Genomic DNA, 16,759 nt, shown 5'->3' on the forward strand with positions numbered 1-16,759 from the left:
CGCTGTAAGAGCGGAACCAATATCAGCCATCACCCAAATAACGGATATGTACCCAGCCCCCAGCCCCCAGCCCCCAGCAGCCCAACACATTGGCGTATCCTTACCCCTCCACCCCAAGGCCCGATCAAAAAATGCTGGTGATATCCAACAACGTGCACCTCCCCGACGCCGAGATCGAACTGACAGCCATCCGCGCCCAGGGCGCTGGCGGTCAAAACGTCAACAAGGTCTCCAGCGCCGTGCACCTGCGTTTCGACATCCCGGCCTCGTCCCTGCCTGACTTCTACAAGGAACGCCTGCTGGCCCTGCGCGACACCCGCATCACCAGCGAAGGCGTACTGATCCTCAAGGCCCAGCAATACCGCACCCAGGAACAAAATCGCGCCGACGCCCTCGAGCGCCTGGTGGAACTGATCCTCAGCGCCACCAAGGTCGAAAAGAAACGCCGCCCCACCAAACCCACCCTGGGCTCAAAGAAGCGCCGCCTCGAATCCAAGACCAAACGCGGCAGCATCAAGGCCGGCCGCGGCAAGGTGGACTTCTAACTCGCCTGACGTTCTTCGCGATACTTCGGCGCCTGCCGATACAAATACAGGCTCAACAGCAACCCGCCAAACGCCGCGATCGCCGCAAACAGGAAGATCGAGGCAAACCCGAACCCCGCCGCAATCGCCCCGGCCAACGGCCCGGTGATCCCCAACGACAAATCGATAAACAGCGAATACGCCCCCACCGCCGCACCCCGGCTCGAGGCGGGCACCAGGTTGACCGCCTCCACACCCAAGGCCGGAAACACCAGGGAAAAGCCAAACCCGCTCAACGCCGCACCCGCCAACGCCAAATGAGGATCCGGCGCCAGCCACAGCAGCAGCAGCCCCAGCGTCTCCACCGACAAACAGGCAATCGCTACGCGAAACCCGCCAATGCGGTTGATCAAATTGCCGAACAACAACCGCGCCCCGATAAAGCTGGCACCGAACAGGCTCAGGCACAGCACCGCGTTATCCCAATGCTGGGTCGCGTAATACAAGGTGATGAAGGTGGCGATGGTGCCAAACCCGATCGAGCCCAGCGCCAGCCCGCAGCCGTGAGGCAACACGCGCCCCAGCACATGCATGAACGGCAGGCGCTCGCCCACCACGATCGGCGCGGCGACTTTCGGCCAGGCCAGCAGCAGGCCCAGCACCGCCAGCAGGATGATGCTGACGCCCATGCTCCACAGCCCGAAATGACTGACCAGCAACACCCCCAGCGGTGCGCCGATGGCCAGGGCGCCGTAGCTGGCGATGCCGTTCCAGGAGATGACCTTGGCGGTATTCGCCGCGCCCACCCGGCCAATGCCCCAGCCGATGGAACCCGAGCCCACCAGGCTTTCAGCGCTGCCCAGCACCAGGCGGCCAATCAGCAGGCTGGTGAGGCTCAGCGCCGGCAGGTGTGACAGCCACGCCGAGAGCAACATGAACACGCCGCTCAACCCGCAACCGGCCAGGCCGTACATGACGGCGCGCTTGCTGCCGCGGTTATCGATGATGCGTCCCGCGTAGGGCCGGCTCAGCAGAGTGGCCAGGTATTGCACGCTGATCACAAGGCCCGCGATCACGGCGCCAAAGCCCAGGTCGCTGTGCACATAGCCAGGCAACACGGCCAGGGGAATGCCGATATTCAGGTAGCCGATGAAGGTGAACAAAACGATGGAAACGACTTGCAGCGTGACCGCCATGGGGCGCTGGGTATCTGGCATGGGGAGAGGTCCACTGTCGCAGCAGGAAAAGATAGGCTGCTTATGATACCGATGCTGGGCGCGTGCGGGGGCAGCAAAGCAAACTTTTAGCGATCGGCGGGGTTGAGCAGTTGCGTGGTTACCAACGCGGCGAGGGCGTTTTCCTGGGTGCCGAAGCGCTTGAGCAGGAGGGCCTGTTTTTCCGGGGTGAGGCGGTTCCATACGTCGACCATGTGCAAGGCAGTGTCGAGCAGGGCGGTATCGGGGGTGGTGTCGGTCATGGCGGGGCTCACGGTGTTCAGGCGGTGTGGAAAGCGCGCAATGTCACGCTTTCCACACGGTCTGGGTACGGCTCTCAGTCTTCGCTCTTGCGGTCGACCGGTTTTGCCTCTTTGGGCTCGGGCTTGGTGGCACCGGCCTGTTGCGGGGTTGGCTGCTCAGTTTCGTGCAGGCTTGGGAAGGGGAGATTAGGGATTTCGTGCATCGTCGTCGCTCCTCGCAAGATCTGTTTTATCAATCGCAGGTGATTCCGCGCGTTCAAAAAGCCTGTGCAGGATACAGCACTGTAAATGACAGAAAGATTTTATCTCAGAAAATGAACGCGTCTTCATCCCGCCGCGCAAGTGACGTGGCGCCACAGGGGTGTCGATTGTCATCGTACAACATCACCCTTCACGGATTGACATCGTACTGCGGACTGAATATAACGCTAACAGTTGTATGACGACATATGACGTTACAGTTTTATAGCGCCCGTAATACGGATGCGCTCGGTCGCAGAACGTACGCCTCAAATCTAAAAATAATTAAGGTGAAGCGATGAAAATCAAAGGCATCCGTTGGTGGATGGTCGGGCTGATGACGGTCGGCCTGATTATTAACTACCTGGCCCGCAACACGCTCTCGGTCGCAGCCCCCACGCTGATGACCGACCTGAGCATCTCCACTGAGCAGTATTCCCACATCGTTGTTGCCTGGCAGGTGTGCTACGCCTTGATGCAGCCGATCGCCGGTTATGTGATCGATGCGATCGGTACCAAGATGGGCTTTGCCATCTTCGCCATCTCCTGGTCGGTAGTCTGTGCCCTGGCGGCATTCGCCACCGGTTGGCAGAGCCTGGCAGTGGCCCGTGGCGCACTGGGGCTGACGGAGTCGGCGGGCTTCCCCGGCGGCGTCAAGGCGATTACCGAGTGGTTCCCGGCCAAGGAGCGCTCCGTCGCCATCGGCTGGTTCAACTTTGGTTCGTCGTTTGGTGCGTTGTTGGCGCCGCCACTGGTGGTCTGGGCGATTTTGCACAGCGGCTGGCAGTTGGCATTCCTGATCGTTGGCGGCATCGGCCTGGTGTGGAGCGGGCTGTGGCTGCTGCTGTACAAGCACCCGCGTGACCAGCGCCTGCTGGCCCAGGCCGAGCGTGAGTACATCGAGGCCGGCCAGGAAACCCACCTCAAGGAAGGCGTGCAGAAGAAAGCCAGCTGGAAGCGCATCCTCAAGAGCCGCAACTTTTTCGCCATCGCCTCGGCGCGGATGCTCTCGGAGCCGGCCTGGCAGACGTTCAATGCCTGGATTCCGTTGTACCTGATGACCGAGCGGCACATGAACATCAAGGAAATGGCGCTGTTCGCCTGGCTGCCGTTCCTGGCCGCCGACATTGGCTGTGTGCTGGGTGGCTACCTGAGCCCGTTGTTCCACCGCTACTTCAAGGTCTCGCTGTTCACCTCGCGCAAGCTGGTGATGCTGTTCGGTTGCCTGTGCATGATCGGCCCGGCGTGCATCGGCCTGGTGGACAGTGCCTACACCGCGATTGCCCTGCTGTGTGTCGGCGGTTTCGCCCACCAGACCTTGTCGGGTGCACTGTTTTCCATCGCCTCGGACTCATTCGGCAAGAATGACGTGGCCACCGCCACCGGTGGCGGGCAGATGTGCGGGTTTATCGGGGCTGCGGCATTTACTGCGGTGTTCGGCGTGCTGGTGACCAAGGTCGGCTACAGCCCGCTGTTTGTGGTGCTGGCGATTTTCGACATCATTGCGGCCATCGTGATCCTGATGGTGGCCCGGGAGATCGTCAAAGATCCGGAGCCAGCCACCCAAACCGGTCACGGCGGCACATTGCTGCCGGTTTAACCCTGGCGTTCCATCGCCGCCTTGTAGAGCGAGTTCTTCGGCTGGGCAAACACCCGCGCCAGCATCGGCTCGAAGAAGCTCAGCGGCAGGGTGTCGTAGGCCGGGTCGAACGCCGCCGCGTCGTACTGCGCGCAGAACTCGATGGTTTGCCGGTACTGCGGGTGGTCGCCAAATTGCTCGCGCAGGTGGCGGTCCATCCCCAGGTGGTGGAAGAAGTAGTAGCCCTGGAAGATCCCGTGCTTCTCCACCATCCACAGATTCTCGGCGCTTACGAACGGCTTGAGAATCGCGGCGGCGATGTCCGGGTGGTTGTAGGAACCGAGGGTGTCGCCGATGTCGTGGAGCAGGGCGCACACCACGTACTCTTCATCCCGGCCATCGTGCCAGGCGCGGCTGGCGGTTTGCAGCGAGTGGGTCAGGCGGTCCACCGGGAAGCCGCCGAAGTCGCCCTCCAGCAGCCGTAGATGCGCCAGGATCCGGCTTGGCAATTGCCGGGCGTAAGCACTGAAATCCTTGGCGATGATCGCCCAGTCTTCCTGGGTACCATCCTGCATATGGGTGAAACGGGCCTGCTGGTTCATCAAAGCCTCTCTTATTGTTCTTCAAGCGTGGGGCTAGAACGGCACCTTGCCCAGAATCATGTCGCGGTACATCACGAAATCCCCCAACAGGCTGTACAGCGGATGCTGGAAGGTCGCCGGGCGATTCTTTTCAAAGAAGAAATGGCCGATCCAGGCAAAGCTGTAGCCGGCCACCGGCAGCGCCAACAGCAGCCACCACGCACCTTTGCCGATCGCCAACGCGAGTATGAAGATAACGAGGCTGGTGCCGATAAAGTGCAGGCGACGGCACGTACTGTTGCCGTGTTCGCTCAGGTAATACGGGTAGAAATCGGCGAAGCTGTTGAATTGCCTGGCATTTTCCACAGTGGTCGGCCCTCTGGTTATTGTTCTGCCCGACAGATGTTCGGCGGGGAGCTTATTTGAGTCTAGAGTCATCAGTGGTAACAGCCAGTGACAATAGATGCCACTTTAGTATCCTTCGGATTCCTGGCTGTCGTTTCAGCCTTCCTTGTTAAGAAAACGCCATGAGCGAACGAACGACTTCTGCAAGCTGGGCGATGGGGATAGTCAAGGCGCTGGAAATGGACGGCCTGGATTGCCGTGCCTTGTTCAAGCAGCTTGGCCTGGATTACGCCGCGCTGAATGACCCGGATGCACGCTTCCCCCAGGACTCCATGACCCGGCTCTGGCAGCGCGCGGTCGAGCTGTCGGGCAACCCGGCGATTGGCTTGAACATGGGCAAGGTGGTGCGCCCGGCGTCGTTTCATGTGGCCGGCTACGCCTTGATGTCCAGCAATACCCTGGCCGAAGGTTTTATGCGGCTGGTGCGTTACCAGCGAATCATTGCTGAAAGTGCCGACCTGAGTTTCCGCCTGTTGCCCGAAGGTTATGCGCTGATTCTGACGGTGCACGGCGACCACCTGCCGCCTACCCGGCAAAGTGCCGAAGCGTCCCTGGCCAGTGCCCTGGCGTTATGCGGCTGGCTGACCGGGCGCACGTTGCAACCGCGCAAGGTGCTGGTGCAGGGCGATCAGCCAGCGGACCTGGCGCCCTACAAACAAGCCTTCCATGCACCGCTGGTGTTCAACGCGCCCTATGACGCGCTGATCTTCGAACGGGCCGATATGGAGGCGCCGTTGCCCACGGCGAACGAGGCGATGGCGTTGTTGCACGATCGTTTTGCCGGGGAGTACCTGGCGCGGTTTTCCGAGAGCCGGGTGACCCACAAGGCGCGGCAGGTGCTATGCCGATTGCTGCCCCAGGGCGAGCCCAAGCGTGAAGTGGTTGCGCAGACGTTGCACCTGTCCCAGCGCACCTTGCAGCGCCGCTTGCAGGAGGAGGGCACGAGTTTCCAGACCTTGCTCGACGACACCCGCCGCGAACTGGCCGAGCAATACCTGGCGCAGCCGAGCATGACCCTGCTGGAAATTGCCTACCTGTTGGGGTTTGCCGACCCGAGCAACTTCTTTCGTGCGTTTCGCCGCTGGTTCGATGCCACGCCCGGCGAGTACCGGGCGCGGTTGCATGAGCTGCCTGTCAGTGACGCCAAAACGCCGGAATGCACAGCACAAACACCGTAATGATCTCCAGCCGGCCCAGCAGCATGCCGAATGACAGGATCCACTTGGCCGCGTCCGGGAGGGTGGAGAAGTTACCGGCCGGGCCGATGGTTTCACCCAGGCCCGGGCCTACACCGGACACGGTGCTGGCGGCGCCGGTCAGTGCGGTCATCCAGTCCAGGCCCAGCAATGACAGGGCCAGGGCGATGGCGCAGATGGTGATGGCGAAGAAAAACGAGAAGGTCAGGATCGACCGCACGATTTCTTCATCGAGGCGATGGCCGTTGTACTTCTGCTTGATCACCGCCCGTGGGTGAATCAGCTGGTTCAAGTTGGCCTTGAGCAGGATGTAGGCGACCTGGAAACGGAAGATCTTGATCCCGCCAGCCGTGGAGCCGGAGCAACCGCCCACAAAGCCCAGGTAGAAGAACAGCATCAGCGAGAAATTGCCCCAGATGCTGTAGTCCCCGAGTGCGAAACCGGTGGTGGTCACCACAGAGGTGACGTTCACCGCCACGTGGCGCAGCGCGTCCAGCCAAGGCAGGTCGGTGGTCCACCAATACCAGGTGCCGAGCACCAGCCAGGTCACCACCAGCAACCCGAGCAAGCCTTGCACCTGCTGATCCTTGATCAGCGCCCGGCGGTTGCCGCGCATCGTGGCCACATACAGGGTGAACGGCAGGCTGCCGAGAATCATCACCACCACCGCCACCCAGTGCACCGCCGGTTGCTTCCAGTGGGCCAGGGATTCGTCGGAAGTGGAAAACCCGCCGGTGGAAATCGCCGACATCGCATGGTTGATCGCATCGAACAGCCCCATCCCGGCCCACCAGAACGCCAGGCTGCCGAGGATGGTGATGCCCACGTACGCCGCCACGATCAGGCGCGCCACCATGTGTGAGCGAGGCATGACCTTTTCCGAGCGGTCGGAGGATTCGGTCTGGAACAGGCGCATGCCACCGATGCGCAGCAGCGGCAGGATCGCCACCGCCATGCCGATAAAGCCGATACCGCCGAGCCAGTGCAGCAGCGAGCGCCAGATGAGGATGCCCGGGGACATGGTGTCCAGGCCGCTGAGCACCGTGGAACCGGTGGCGGTGATACCGGACATGCTTTCGAAGAACGAGTCGGTGTAGCTGATGTGCTGGGTCAGCAGGAACGGCAGTGCGGCGAAGATGCACACCACCAGCCAGCTGGAGACGGTCAGCAGGTACATGTCCCGCGGGCGCAGGTGCACGTGTTCCGGGCGGCCGGGGATGACCAGCGCCAGGCCTGCGATAAAGGTAATCAGGCTGGCCCAGAGGAACGACGGCAGGTCGCTGGTGCGTTCAAAAAACACCAGGGTCGCCATGGGGATGACCATGGCGATCGCCAGGGTGATCAGGAAGATGCCGATAATGAAACCGATTATCCGTAAGGTCGGCAACGCCATGAGGTCCGCTCGGGGTGACAGGAAAGGCGCCATTCTACCTGCGGTGCAGGGCAAGTAAACCGGGGGGGGCGTTGGAGACGTGGCAGATCAAGTGTGGGAGCGGGCTTGCTCGCGAAAGCGGTGTATCAGTCAACGGATGCATTGGCTGACCCACCGCTTTCGCGAGCAAGCCCGCTCCCACAGGAGATTTGTGCTGGTTGATGGAGCTTGGAGGGCAGGCACAAAAAAGGCGACCCGAAGGTCGCCTCATTCAACGCGGTACTGATCAGAACTCGTGATCAGCGTTATCCGGGTTCAAGTCACTGATGCCCAGCTTGCCAGCAGCCTGTTCGATCGAACCGGTCTGCTTCACCAATGCGGCGATGGCGTCACGTACGATCTGGTTGCCTTTGTCGTTACCGGCAGCAATCAACTGGTCGTAGTGTTCGCCGTTGTTGGCGTGGTCCACCATCACCTGGATCTTCGCTTCGGTGGAGGCCAGGTCAGCCTTCAACGCTTCATCGGCCGCCGGGTCGGCCTTGGCCACCAGGGAAGACAGGCTGGCGCCGGTCATCTTGGTACCGTCGGTGCGGGTGTACTCACCCAGGTAAACGTTACGAATACCCTTGGCGTCGTAGAAGTGCGAGTTGTGGGTGTTGTCGCTGAAGCAGTCCTGTTCGTCTTCCGGCGAGTTGGCTTCCAGGGAAACCTTCATGCGCTCACCGGCCAGCTCGCCCAGGGACAGGCTACCCATGCCGAACAGCATCTTGCGCAGGCCATCGGTCGCAGGTTCTGCTTCCAGCGTGGCGCGGTAGTTGTCTTCGACGTTGGGCTTCCAGTTGCCGACCATTTCTTCCAGGTCGCTGACCAACAGTTGAGTCACGGCGCGCAGGTAGGTGCGGCGGCGCTCGTTGTGGCCGCCAGTGGCGCCATCACCGGTCATGTAGTCCGACGCTGGACGGTTGCCGGCGCCCGGGCCGGTGCCGTTCAGGTCCTGGCCCCAGAGCAGGAATTCAATTGCGTGGTAGCCGGTGGCTACGTTGGCTTCGGAACCGCCCAGCTCATTCAGGCTGGCGAGTTTTTCCGGGGTGATGTCTTTGACATCGACCTTGTCTTCGCCGACCTGGATCTCGTTGTTGGCGATGATGTTGGCGGTGGCGCCAGGGTTGCCCAAGGCGTGTTCGTAGGTCTTGTCGACGTAGTCGATCAGGCCTTCGTCCAGGGGCCAGGCGTTCACCTGGCCTTCCCAGTCGTCAATGATGGTGTTGCCGAAGCGGAACACTTCACTCTGCAGGTACGGCACGCGCGAGGCGATCCAGGCGGTACGGGCCGCTTTCAGGGTGTCGTCGTTCGGGTTGGCAAGGAAAGTGTCGATCGCGGTTTGCAGGGTTTTCGCGGTGGACTCGGCATCGCTGTACACCGCGAACACCATGTCAGCGTAATGCGCGACCACAGCCTTGGCGGCGGCCTCGTCTACCTGGCCTGCCGGGGCAGCCGCCGGGGCGGTGGTGCTGGCGGCGGCCGGGGCTTGAGGCGCGGCGGCCTTGTCTTTGCCTTCACCGCAACCGGCGAGCGAAATGGCAATGGCGAGAAGGCTGGCGGTGGCCAGGGGCATACGAATCATGGCGAACATCCTGCTTCGGTTGTTGATGGGGCACGCGGGGGGCGCGCAAAACTGCGACATAATGCGAAAGATTTGCATTTTGTGTAAAGCGTTATAAGCAGGAAATATTTAGTATCGATTTGCCGGCCATCGGTGCGCATGGCCCCGATGGCCGGCATCGCTTCAGAGGATGGCGGCATTATTGCGCTGGGCCTGTTTCAAGTAGGCCACCAACTCCCGTGCCGGCAAGGGTTTGCTGTAGTGGTAGCCCTGACCCTCGTGGCAACCCTCGGAGATGATGTAGGCCTCCTGTTCGGCGGTCTCCACACCCTCGGCGATCACCTGCATGCCAAGGCTTTTGCCGAGCTGGATGATCGCCCGCACGATGGTCGCATCGTCGTCGTCATCCAGCAGGTCCTGGACGAAGCTCTTGTCGATCTTGATCTTGTCCAGCGGCAGGCTTTTCAGATAGCTCAGGGACGAATAGCCGGTGCCGAAGTCATCAATCGCAATCAGTGCCCCGGAGCGGCGCAGGCTCAGCAGGTGCTGGGCGGCGGTGCTGATGTCTTCCATCAGGCCGGTCTCGGTGACTTCCAGCTCCAGGCTACGCGGCGGCAAGCGGTAGATTTGCAGCAGGTTGTTGACCACCCGTGGCAGCTCGGCGTGGTGCAACTGTACGGTCGACAGGTTGACCGCCATGCGCAGCTCGGTGAAGCCCAGGTCATGCCATTCCCGCAGTTGCCGGCAGGCCTGGTCCAGTACCCATTCGCCGATGGCAATGATGGTGCCGTTCTGTTCGGCCAGGGGGATAAACAGGTCGGGCGGCACCAGGCCGTGCTCCGGGTGTTGCCAGCGGATCAACGCTTCGACACCCACCACACGGTGGTCGAGATAGCTGATCTGCGGCTGGTACACCAGGTGAAACTGCTCGCGGCTCAAGGCGTCGCGCAGATCCTTTTCCAGCTCGCGGCGGCGGCGCATTTCGCTGTCGACGCTGGCGATATAGAACTGGTAGCGGTTGCGCGAGCGGCTCTTGGCCAGGGTCATGGTTTGTTCGGCTTTTTGCAGCAGCTTCTCGGTGCTGTCGCCGTCTTCCGGGAACAGGGTGATGCCGATGGTGGCACGCAGGCGGATCTGTTCGTGATCGAGGGCGAATTCGGCTTCCAGGTCGTCGAGGATGCTTTGTGCCAATTCGGCGGCTTCGTAGGGCTGCTCGATATCGGCCTGCACCAGGGCGAACTGGTCGCCGCCGAGGCGGGCGAGGGCGCCGAGGCGGCCGCTGTGGGCGCGCAGGCGGTCGGCCAGGGCCAGCAGCAACTGGTCGCCGGCCTGGTAGGTGAACTGCTCGTTGACGCTTTTGAAGTCATCCAGCCCCACGCACAACACCGCGACCCGGCGTTGCCGGCGGCCGGCGTCGATCAGGATCTTGTCCAGTTGCTCCTGCAGTTTCTGGCGGTTCGGCAGGCCGGTCAGGAAGTCGTACTGGGCCATGCGCAGCAGGCTGTTTTCCGCCTCATGGCGCAAGTGCGTATTGCGCTCGATGGATTCGAGCAACTGGTTGGCGGTGTTGATCCAGAGCCCCAGCTCGTTTTTCTCGTGGCCCTTGAGCTGCGGGATCTTGTGCTCGCTGGGGCGGTCGGGGTTGATCGAACTCAGGTGCTCGATGATGCGCGACAGCGGCTTGGTCAGCAGCCAGTGATAGACCAGGTACAACACCAGCCCCATGGCCAGCGCCCGCAGCACCCCGGAGATGAAAATGATCACCGAACTGACGAGAAACCCTTTGCCATAGGTGGCGGTGTCGAGGGTGATGCTCAGGTCACCGTAGTACTCGCTGTAAGGCCCGCGCCCCACCAGCGGTGTGGTGAACGTGCGTTCCTGGCCCAGAATCAGGTCGGTCAGCCAGCGGCTCGGGGATTGTTGCAGGTCGCGGGTTTTTTCCGCGAGCATGGTTTCGTTGGGGTGGCCGATGGAGGCCATGCGCACGGCATCATCCTGGAACAGGCCTTCGATGACCTGCATGCCCATCTCCCGGTCCAGACTGTAGACGGCCTGGGTGGACGGGTCGCGAAACATGTCGAGGATGCGCTGGGCATCACCGGCCACGGCCTGGCGCGTCTTGTACGCATCAAAGACGATCTGCGCCGCGCTCAGTACCACGCCCACGGCCAATGCCGAAAGCAGTACCACCCGTAGCAACTTCACCGACAAGCTGTTTTTGAGTTCCAGCTTCAAAGGGTTATTCCTTGTTCCATGCGGGTAGCCTCAATATGCCATGAGTATTGGCAATCCCGTGAGGGCAGTCAAAGGGACATTGCGGCCAGGGCAGGTTTTGCAGTTTAGATGAGCGCGTCCGGGGGTAAGACGTTGGGAGGGGGAATGGAAAGGCAGGCCTGGCATGGAGTGAAGTCGGCGGATCGTACGTGCCGACTTCTTATACTGTCTTTTCAGGACGAGCGCGGGTTTTTCAGGCCAGCGAAACAAACCGTCGAGCGTCAGCGCCCATCAGGTAAACGAAATTTTCGGCGGTTGTGGCTGGTCTTGCGCCTGAGGGTCGATTTGCCCCAAGGCCTGTCGAGCTATGTCCACGGTCTTATCAAGGATGCCCAAGCTTTTGTCCAGGACGTCCAGGCCCTTATCTGTCACGTTATCGAACACGTTAAGTGCTTGAGGGGCCATGCCGATCAAAGATGCTAGATCCATATCAAGTTCTCCTGCAGTCAATCAGAGGGACATTCCTCTTACATGCTGCGTGGCGAAATCCTTTTGATGAGTTCCAGCGTTTTCCTGGCATTTTTCCATTTGTAATCGCCCACAAAAAAGCCCGGCAATCGCCGGGCTCTTTCTACTGCAAGCGGTACTTAAGCGGTGAAGGTCTTGCCTTCGAACTGCTCAGCCACGAACTTCCAGTTGACCAGGTTCCAGAACGCTTCCACATACTTTGGACGCACGTTGCGGTAGTCGATGTAGTAAGCGTGTTCCCAGACGTCGCAGGTCAGCAGCGGGGTGTCGCCGCTGGTCAGCGGGTTGCCGGCGCCGATGGTGCTGGCCAGGGCCAGGGAACCGTCAGCCTTTTTCACCAGCCAGCCCCAACCGGAACCGAAGGTGCCGACGGAAGTCTTGGTGAACTCTTCCTTGAACTTGTCGAACGAACCGAAGGCAGCGTTGATCGCCTCAGCCAGTGCGCCGGTAGGTTGGCCGCCAGCGTTTGGCGCCAGGCAGTTCCAGTAGAAAGTGTGGTTCCAGACCTGAGCCGCGTTGTTGAAGATGCCGCCCGAAGAAGACTTGACGATTTCTTCCAGGGTCTTGCCTTCGAACTCGGTGCCAGGCACCAGGTTGTTCAGGTTCACGACATAGGTGTTGTGGTGCTTGTCGTGGTGGTATTCCAAGGTTTCCTTGGAAATGTGCGGCTGCAGGGCATCGTGTGCGTAGGGCAGCGGCGGCAATTCGAAAGCCATGATGATTCTCCTAATCAGGTCAGTTGCGGTGAGCGCAAGGCCGATCACGGGCGGCCAAACAAGCGCCGGGGAGTTTGTACTCTTTGCGGCGCAGGGGCTGGATCATAGCACCGGGGGTGCGGCAAAACCACGCAACAACTGTGTGGGATAGAGGTTCCAGAGCGTTTTGGAATATCTACGCTGCGCTGATTAATTGATAGGCCACGCTGAACATCATGGCGGCTACCAGCAGGTCCAGAATCCGCCAGGTGGCGGGGCGCGCCAGCCACGGTGCCAGCCATGCGGCGCCCAGGGCCAGGGTCATGAACCACAGGAATGAAGCGCTGGCGGCGCCGGCCACGTAGGCGCCCGGTTCGGTTTGCTGGGCGCCGAGGGAGCCGATCAACAAGACGGTGTCCAGGTACACGTGGGGGTTGAGCAACGTCACTGCCAGGGCGCTGAGCATTACCGCCTTCAACGAGCGTACCTTGAGGTTCTCACCCTCGCCCAGGCTCTGCTTCGAGCAGGCCCGGCGCAGGGCGAGGGTACCGTACCAGAGCAGGAACGCCGCGCCACCCCAGCGGGCAATCGCCAGCAATACCGGGTTATGCGCCAGCACGGTGGCCAGGCCGAATACGCCGGCGGCCACCAGGATCGCGTCGCACACCACGCACAGTGCCGCCACCGGCAGGTGATGTTCGCGCCGCAGGCTCTGCGCCAGCACAAACGCGTTCTGGGTGCCGATCGCCATGATCAAACCAAAGGCCACCAACAGGCCGTTCATATAGCTTTGCCACATAGGATTTACTCCGCGCCCGCCGCCAATTGCCGCAACACCGTCATGGCGCGCTCGGCATCGGCGCGGCCGACAAACAGGTGATCGTGGTAGTAGCCGGCAATCACGTTGCAACTGATCCCGGCCTGGCCCAGGGCCGTGGCGAACGCGGCGGTCAGGCCGACCGCTTCCAGGGCCGAATGCACGTTGAGGGTGACCCACGCAGCCACATAGTCGAAGGCCAGTCCGGCGCGCTCGGCCTGCTGGCGCTCGACGATCAACGTCAGGCCTTCCTGCTCGCGGAAGCTGCCGATCACCTCGCAACCTTCGGGGATTCGGCTGTCGGCCAGGGTGCAGAACACGTAGTCGCCGTCATTGAGCTGTGGGCTCATGCTGCGCAGCAGGGTTGCCAGGGCGGTTTCGCCAGCCATGTGGAGGTCCTTGAATAAGAAGAAGCGATGCTGGCTATTCTCCCGTCCAAGGTTGTATAAGAAAAACCAATATTGCTGATCGCTCATTAGGAAAACTGATGTTCGACTATAAATTGCTTTCCGCCCTGGCGGCGGTGGTGGAACAGGCCGGCTTCGAGCGGGGCGCGCAGGTACTGGGAATTTCCCAATCGGCGATCTCCCAGCGCATCAAGCTGTTGGAGGCGCGAATCGGCCAGCCGGTGCTGGTACGTGCCACGCCGCCGACGCCCACCGAGATCGGCCGCCGCCTGCTCAACCACGTGCAACAGGTACGATTGCTGGAGCGCGACCTGCAAAGCCAGGTGCCCGCGCTGGATGAAGAGGGCATGCCCGAGCGCCTGCGCATCGCCTTGAATGCCGACAGCCTGGCCACGTGGTGGGCCGAGGCGGTGAGCGACTTCTGCGCCGAGCAGCATTTGCTGTTGGACCTGGTGGTAGAAGACCAGACCGTCGGCCTCAAGCGCATGCGCGCCGGCGAAGTGGCAGCCTGTATTTGCGCCAGCGAACGCCCGGTGGCCGGTGCCCGCAGCCTGTTGCTCGGCGCGATGCGGTATCGGGCGCTGGCCAGCCCGGCATTTGTCGCCCGGCACTTTCCCGAGGGCGTGCGTGCCGATCAACTGGCTCGCACGCCGGCGCTGGTGTTCGGCCCGGATGATTTCCTGCAGCATCGCTACCTGGCGTCCCTGGGCGTCGACGGTGGTTTCGAACACCATCTATGCCCCTCGTCCGAAGGTTTTATTCGCCTGACGGAAGCCGGATTGGGCTGGGGCCTGGTGCCCGAATTGCAGGTGCGAGACCAACTGGAAAAGGGCGTGTTGGTGGAGTTATTGCCAGATAAGCCGATCGATGTGCCGCTGTACTGGCATCATTGGCGCAGTGGTGGACAATTGCTGGGCCTGCTGACGGATCATCTGGCACACACAACGGGGCAATGGTTGGTGCCGTTGGAGTGATGGCCAGCGTCAAGGCAACAGCGATGAAAAACGAAAGAATGCGGAGTAAGTCATGAAAATTCTGGTCACCGGCGCAAGCGGCTTCATTGGCGGGCGCTTTGCGCGTTTCGCCCTGGAGCAGGGCCTGGACGTGCGGGTCAACGGGCGGCGGGCCGAAGGTGTGGAGCACCTGGTACGGCGCGGCGCCGAGTTTATCCAGGGTGATTTGAATGATCCGGACCTGGTGCGCGAGCTGTGCCGCGACGTCGAGGCCGTGGTGCATTGCGCCGGGGCCGTGGGGCTGTGGGGGCGTTATCAGGACTTCCACCAGGGCAATGTGCTGGTTACCGAAAACGTGGTGGAGGCCTGCCTCAAGCAGCGGGTCGGGCGCCTGGTGCACCTGTCTTCGCCGTCGATCTACTTCGACGGCCGTGACCACCTGGGCTTGACCGAAGAACAAGTGCCCAAGCGTTTCAAGCATCCGTATGCAGCCACCAAATACCTGGCGGAGCAAAAGGTGTTTGGCGCCCAGGAGTTTGGCCTCGAAGTGCTGGCCCTGCGCCCGCGCTTTGTCACGGGGGCCGGCGACATGAGCATCTTCCCGCGCCTGTTGAAGATGCAGCGCAAGAACCGCCTGGCGATTGTCGGCGATGGCCTGAACAAGGTCGATTTCACCAGCGTGCACAACCTCAATGAAGCCCTGCTCAGCAGTTTGCTGGCGACGGGCTCGGCGTTGGGCAAGGTCTACAACATCAGCAACGGTGCCCCGGTGCCGGTGTGGGATGTGGTGAACTACGTGATGCGACAGATGGACATGCCTCAGGTCACCCGTTATCGGTCCTACGGCTTGTCTTACAGCGTTGCGGCGCTCAATGAAGCCTTCTGTGCCATGTGGCCAGGGCGCCCGGAACCGTCTTTGTCACGGCTGGGCATGCAGGTGATGAACAAAGATTTCACCCTCGACATCACCCGCGCACGGCATTATCTCGACTACCAGCCCAAGGTCAGCCTGTGGGCGGCCCTCGACGAGTTCTGCAGTTGGTGGAAGGCCCAGGACGTGGGACTTAAATAACCGGCAACACACCGGGAACCGAATTTGCGAACCCGGGTCGATCAGTGCGGCAGGTCGGGGGTTTATACTCCGACGCCTGGCTATCCATATGCCACCTCAAAGGATTTAAGGTTGATTCATGCGTAACGATGCTAACGACGACTTCGACAACGTTCCCAGCCTGCGGGCCGACACCTCGGACGACGATGATTTCGAGCCCACGCCGGCTACCTCCGTGCGCTCCCGGCCTGCGCCGGTCGTCAAGGTCAAGAGCGCCAGTACCGGGCCGCTGTGGGCATTGGTCGGTGCGCTGCTGTTCGCCTTCGCCGGCCTTGCCTGGTGGAGCTTCCAGCAGATTTCCCTGATGGGCCAGCAACTGGTGGCGACCCAGGAAAGCTTCGCGCGCATCAGCGAGGAAGCGGCGGGGCGCCTGCAGGATATTTCCGGCAAGGTGGTGGCCAGCGAAGCCAATGTGAATAATGGCAGCGAGGCCCTGAAACTGCAGATCAAGCAGCTGGAGACCCAGTTGCTGGAGCAGGGCAAGCAGCAGATGGGCGTGGCCGGCCAGGCAACGGACCTGGACAAGCGCCTGGAGCAGATGACCGCCAGCACGACCCAACTGTCCAGTGCCAACGCGCAATTGCAGGGCCAGGTCCAGGCGCTGACGGAGGCGGTGGCTACCCTCAAGTCCCGGGACGCCGAGTTCAAGGATCTCTCCGCCGACGTCGCAGCCCTGAAAAAACAGGGCAACCCCACGGCCGCCATCGCCCGCCTGGAGCAGGACCTTGTGGTCCTCAAGAGCGAACTGGACAACCGCGCCGCGGCTTCCGACGGTCCGTCCACCAAGGAGTTCGACGTGTTTCGCATCCAGACCACGCGTAACGTCACTGCCTTGCAAAGCCAGGTGCAGAACCTGCAGCAGCAGATCAACCAGCCGGCCCGGATCACCCCTCTCGGGCAGCAGTGATGTGAGGTGCTGCAGGCGTCACTACACATGACGCCTGCAGGCCCTGGCACAATCAATGTCACCAATCGGTGACATTTCCCGTCTCCTTCGTTACTTGCCCTCGCGCCGCCCTTGTTTAGACTCCCGTCATCCCGCACATAATAAAAAGGG

Annotated in this window: 18 protein-coding genes; 6 read left to right on the forward strand and 12 right to left on the reverse strand. The window is 61.5% G+C overall.

The annotated features are described in order from the left end of the window. Positions 1–131 precede the first annotated feature (131 nt). A complete protein-coding gene (gene arfB, locus HX824_RS11580; protein ID WP_003212972.1) occupies positions 132–545 on the forward strand; it encodes an alternative ribosome rescue aminoacyl-tRNA hydrolase ArfB in 414 nt (137 codons plus the stop codon). On the opposite strand, the gene HX824_RS11585 is transcribed toward arfB, so the two are convergent. The 3 genes from HX824_RS11585 to HX824_RS32570 form a co-directional block, all read right to left on the reverse strand. Continuing rightward, positions 542–1,741, reverse strand: coding sequence for an MFS transporter (locus HX824_RS11585; RefSeq protein WP_003212974.1), 1,200 nt, complete (start codon positions 1,739–1,741; stop codon positions 542–544). The two genes, arfB and HX824_RS11585, sit on opposite strands and share 4 nt — an antisense overlap. Positions 1,742–1,827: 86 nt before the next feature. Next, positions 1,828–2,001 carry a hypothetical protein gene (locus tag HX824_RS11590; protein WP_008430977.1) on the reverse strand — a complete coding sequence of 58 codons (174 nt, stop codon included), beginning with the start codon at positions 1,999–2,001 and terminating at the stop codon, positions 1,828–1,830. 74 nt (positions 2,002–2,075) lie between these two features. Continuing rightward, positions 2,076–2,204, reverse strand: coding sequence for a hypothetical protein (locus tag HX824_RS32570; protein ID WP_003212978.1), 129 nt, complete (start codon positions 2,202–2,204; stop codon positions 2,076–2,078). Positions 2,205–2,566: 362 nt separating this feature from the next. On the opposite strand from HX824_RS32570, the gene HX824_RS11595 reads away from it, so the two are divergent. Then, positions 2,567–3,841 (forward strand): MFS transporter, encoded by a 1,275-nt coding sequence (locus tag HX824_RS11595; RefSeq protein WP_052024259.1) that lies wholly within the window; start codon positions 2,567–2,569, stop codon positions 3,839–3,841. Here the strand turns inward: HX824_RS11595 and HX824_RS11600 are convergent. Both HX824_RS11600 and HX824_RS11605 read right to left on the reverse strand, forming a co-directional pair. Next, positions 3,838–4,422 (reverse strand): HD domain-containing protein, encoded by a 585-nt coding sequence (locus HX824_RS11600; RefSeq protein ID WP_003212982.1) that lies wholly within the window; start codon positions 4,420–4,422, stop codon positions 3,838–3,840. The two genes, HX824_RS11595 and HX824_RS11600, sit on opposite strands and share 4 nt — an antisense overlap. Positions 4,423–4,455: 33 nt before the next feature. After that, positions 4,456–4,767: a DUF962 domain-containing protein gene (locus HX824_RS11605; protein WP_003212984.1), complete on the reverse strand. Its 312-nt coding sequence runs from the start codon at positions 4,765–4,767 to the stop codon at positions 4,456–4,458. Between the two features lie 161 nt (positions 4,768–4,928). Between HX824_RS11605 and HX824_RS11610 the strand changes: the two genes are divergently transcribed. Beyond that, positions 4,929–5,984, forward strand: a complete 1,056-nt coding sequence (locus tag HX824_RS11610) for an AraC family transcriptional regulator (protein WP_003212986.1) — start codon at positions 4,929–4,931, stop codon at positions 5,982–5,984. Here HX824_RS11610 and HX824_RS11615 read toward each other — a convergent pair. The 7 genes from HX824_RS11615 to HX824_RS11645 all read right to left on the reverse strand — a co-directional run bounded on the left by HX824_RS11615 (position 5,941) and on the right by HX824_RS11645 (position 13,620). Further along, entirely contained in the window at positions 5,941–7,395 is a 1,455-nt protein-coding gene (locus tag HX824_RS11615; RefSeq protein ID WP_102369768.1) for a TrkH family potassium uptake protein, read from the reverse strand. The two genes, HX824_RS11610 and HX824_RS11615, sit on opposite strands and share 44 nt — an antisense overlap. Positions 7,396–7,660: 265 nt before the next feature. Then, positions 7,661–8,998 carry an imelysin family protein gene (locus tag HX824_RS11620; protein ID WP_003212990.1) on the reverse strand — a complete coding sequence of 446 codons (1,338 nt, stop codon included), beginning with the start codon at positions 8,996–8,998 and terminating at the stop codon, positions 7,661–7,663. 162 nt (positions 8,999–9,160) lie between these two features. Beyond that, positions 9,161–11,212: a bifunctional diguanylate cyclase/phosphodiesterase gene (locus HX824_RS11625; RefSeq protein ID WP_003212994.1), complete on the reverse strand. Its 2,052-nt coding sequence runs from the start codon at positions 11,210–11,212 to the stop codon at positions 9,161–9,163. Between the two features lie 270 nt (positions 11,213–11,482). Continuing rightward, a complete protein-coding gene (locus HX824_RS11630; protein WP_003212995.1) occupies positions 11,483–11,680 on the reverse strand; it encodes a hypothetical protein in 198 nt (65 codons plus the stop codon). A 158-nt stretch (positions 11,681–11,838) separates the two neighbouring features. Then, on the reverse strand, positions 11,839–12,435 hold the full coding sequence (locus HX824_RS11635) for a superoxide dismutase (protein WP_003212997.1): 597 nt from the start codon (positions 12,433–12,435) through the stop codon (positions 11,839–11,841). A gap of 175 nt (positions 12,436–12,610) precedes the next feature. Beyond that, complete coding sequence (locus HX824_RS11640) at positions 12,611–13,213, reverse strand: LysE/ArgO family amino acid transporter (RefSeq protein WP_003212999.1); 603 nt, start codon at positions 13,211–13,213, stop codon at positions 12,611–12,613. 5 nt (positions 13,214–13,218) lie between these two features. Continuing rightward, positions 13,219–13,620, reverse strand: a complete 402-nt coding sequence (locus tag HX824_RS11645; RefSeq protein ID WP_177054559.1) for an ACT domain-containing protein — start codon at positions 13,618–13,620, stop codon at positions 13,219–13,221. Positions 13,621–13,718: 98 nt separating this feature from the next. Here HX824_RS11645 and HX824_RS11650 point away from each other — a divergent pair, with 98 nt between their 5' ends. The 3 genes from HX824_RS11650 to HX824_RS11660 all read left to right on the forward strand — a co-directional run bounded on the left by HX824_RS11650 (position 13,719) and on the right by HX824_RS11660 (position 16,609). After that, positions 13,719–14,612: a LysR family transcriptional regulator ArgP gene (locus HX824_RS11650; protein WP_102369765.1), complete on the forward strand. Its 894-nt coding sequence runs from the start codon at positions 13,719–13,721 to the stop codon at positions 14,610–14,612. A gap of 52 nt (positions 14,613–14,664) precedes the next feature. Next, positions 14,665–15,663 carry an NAD(P)-dependent oxidoreductase gene (locus HX824_RS11655; RefSeq protein WP_003213003.1) on the forward strand — a complete coding sequence of 333 codons (999 nt, stop codon included), beginning with the start codon at positions 14,665–14,667 and terminating at the stop codon, positions 15,661–15,663. A 118-nt stretch (positions 15,664–15,781) separates the two neighbouring features. Next, on the forward strand, positions 15,782–16,609 hold the full coding sequence (locus HX824_RS11660; RefSeq protein ID WP_003213005.1) for a hypothetical protein: 828 nt from the start codon (positions 15,782–15,784) through the stop codon (positions 16,607–16,609). Positions 16,610–16,759 lie beyond the last annotated feature (150 nt).

This window comes from Pseudomonas sp. D4002, assembly GCF_013385665.1.
Classification (GTDB): domain Bacteria; phylum Pseudomonadota; class Gammaproteobacteria; order Pseudomonadales; family Pseudomonadaceae; genus Aquipseudomonas.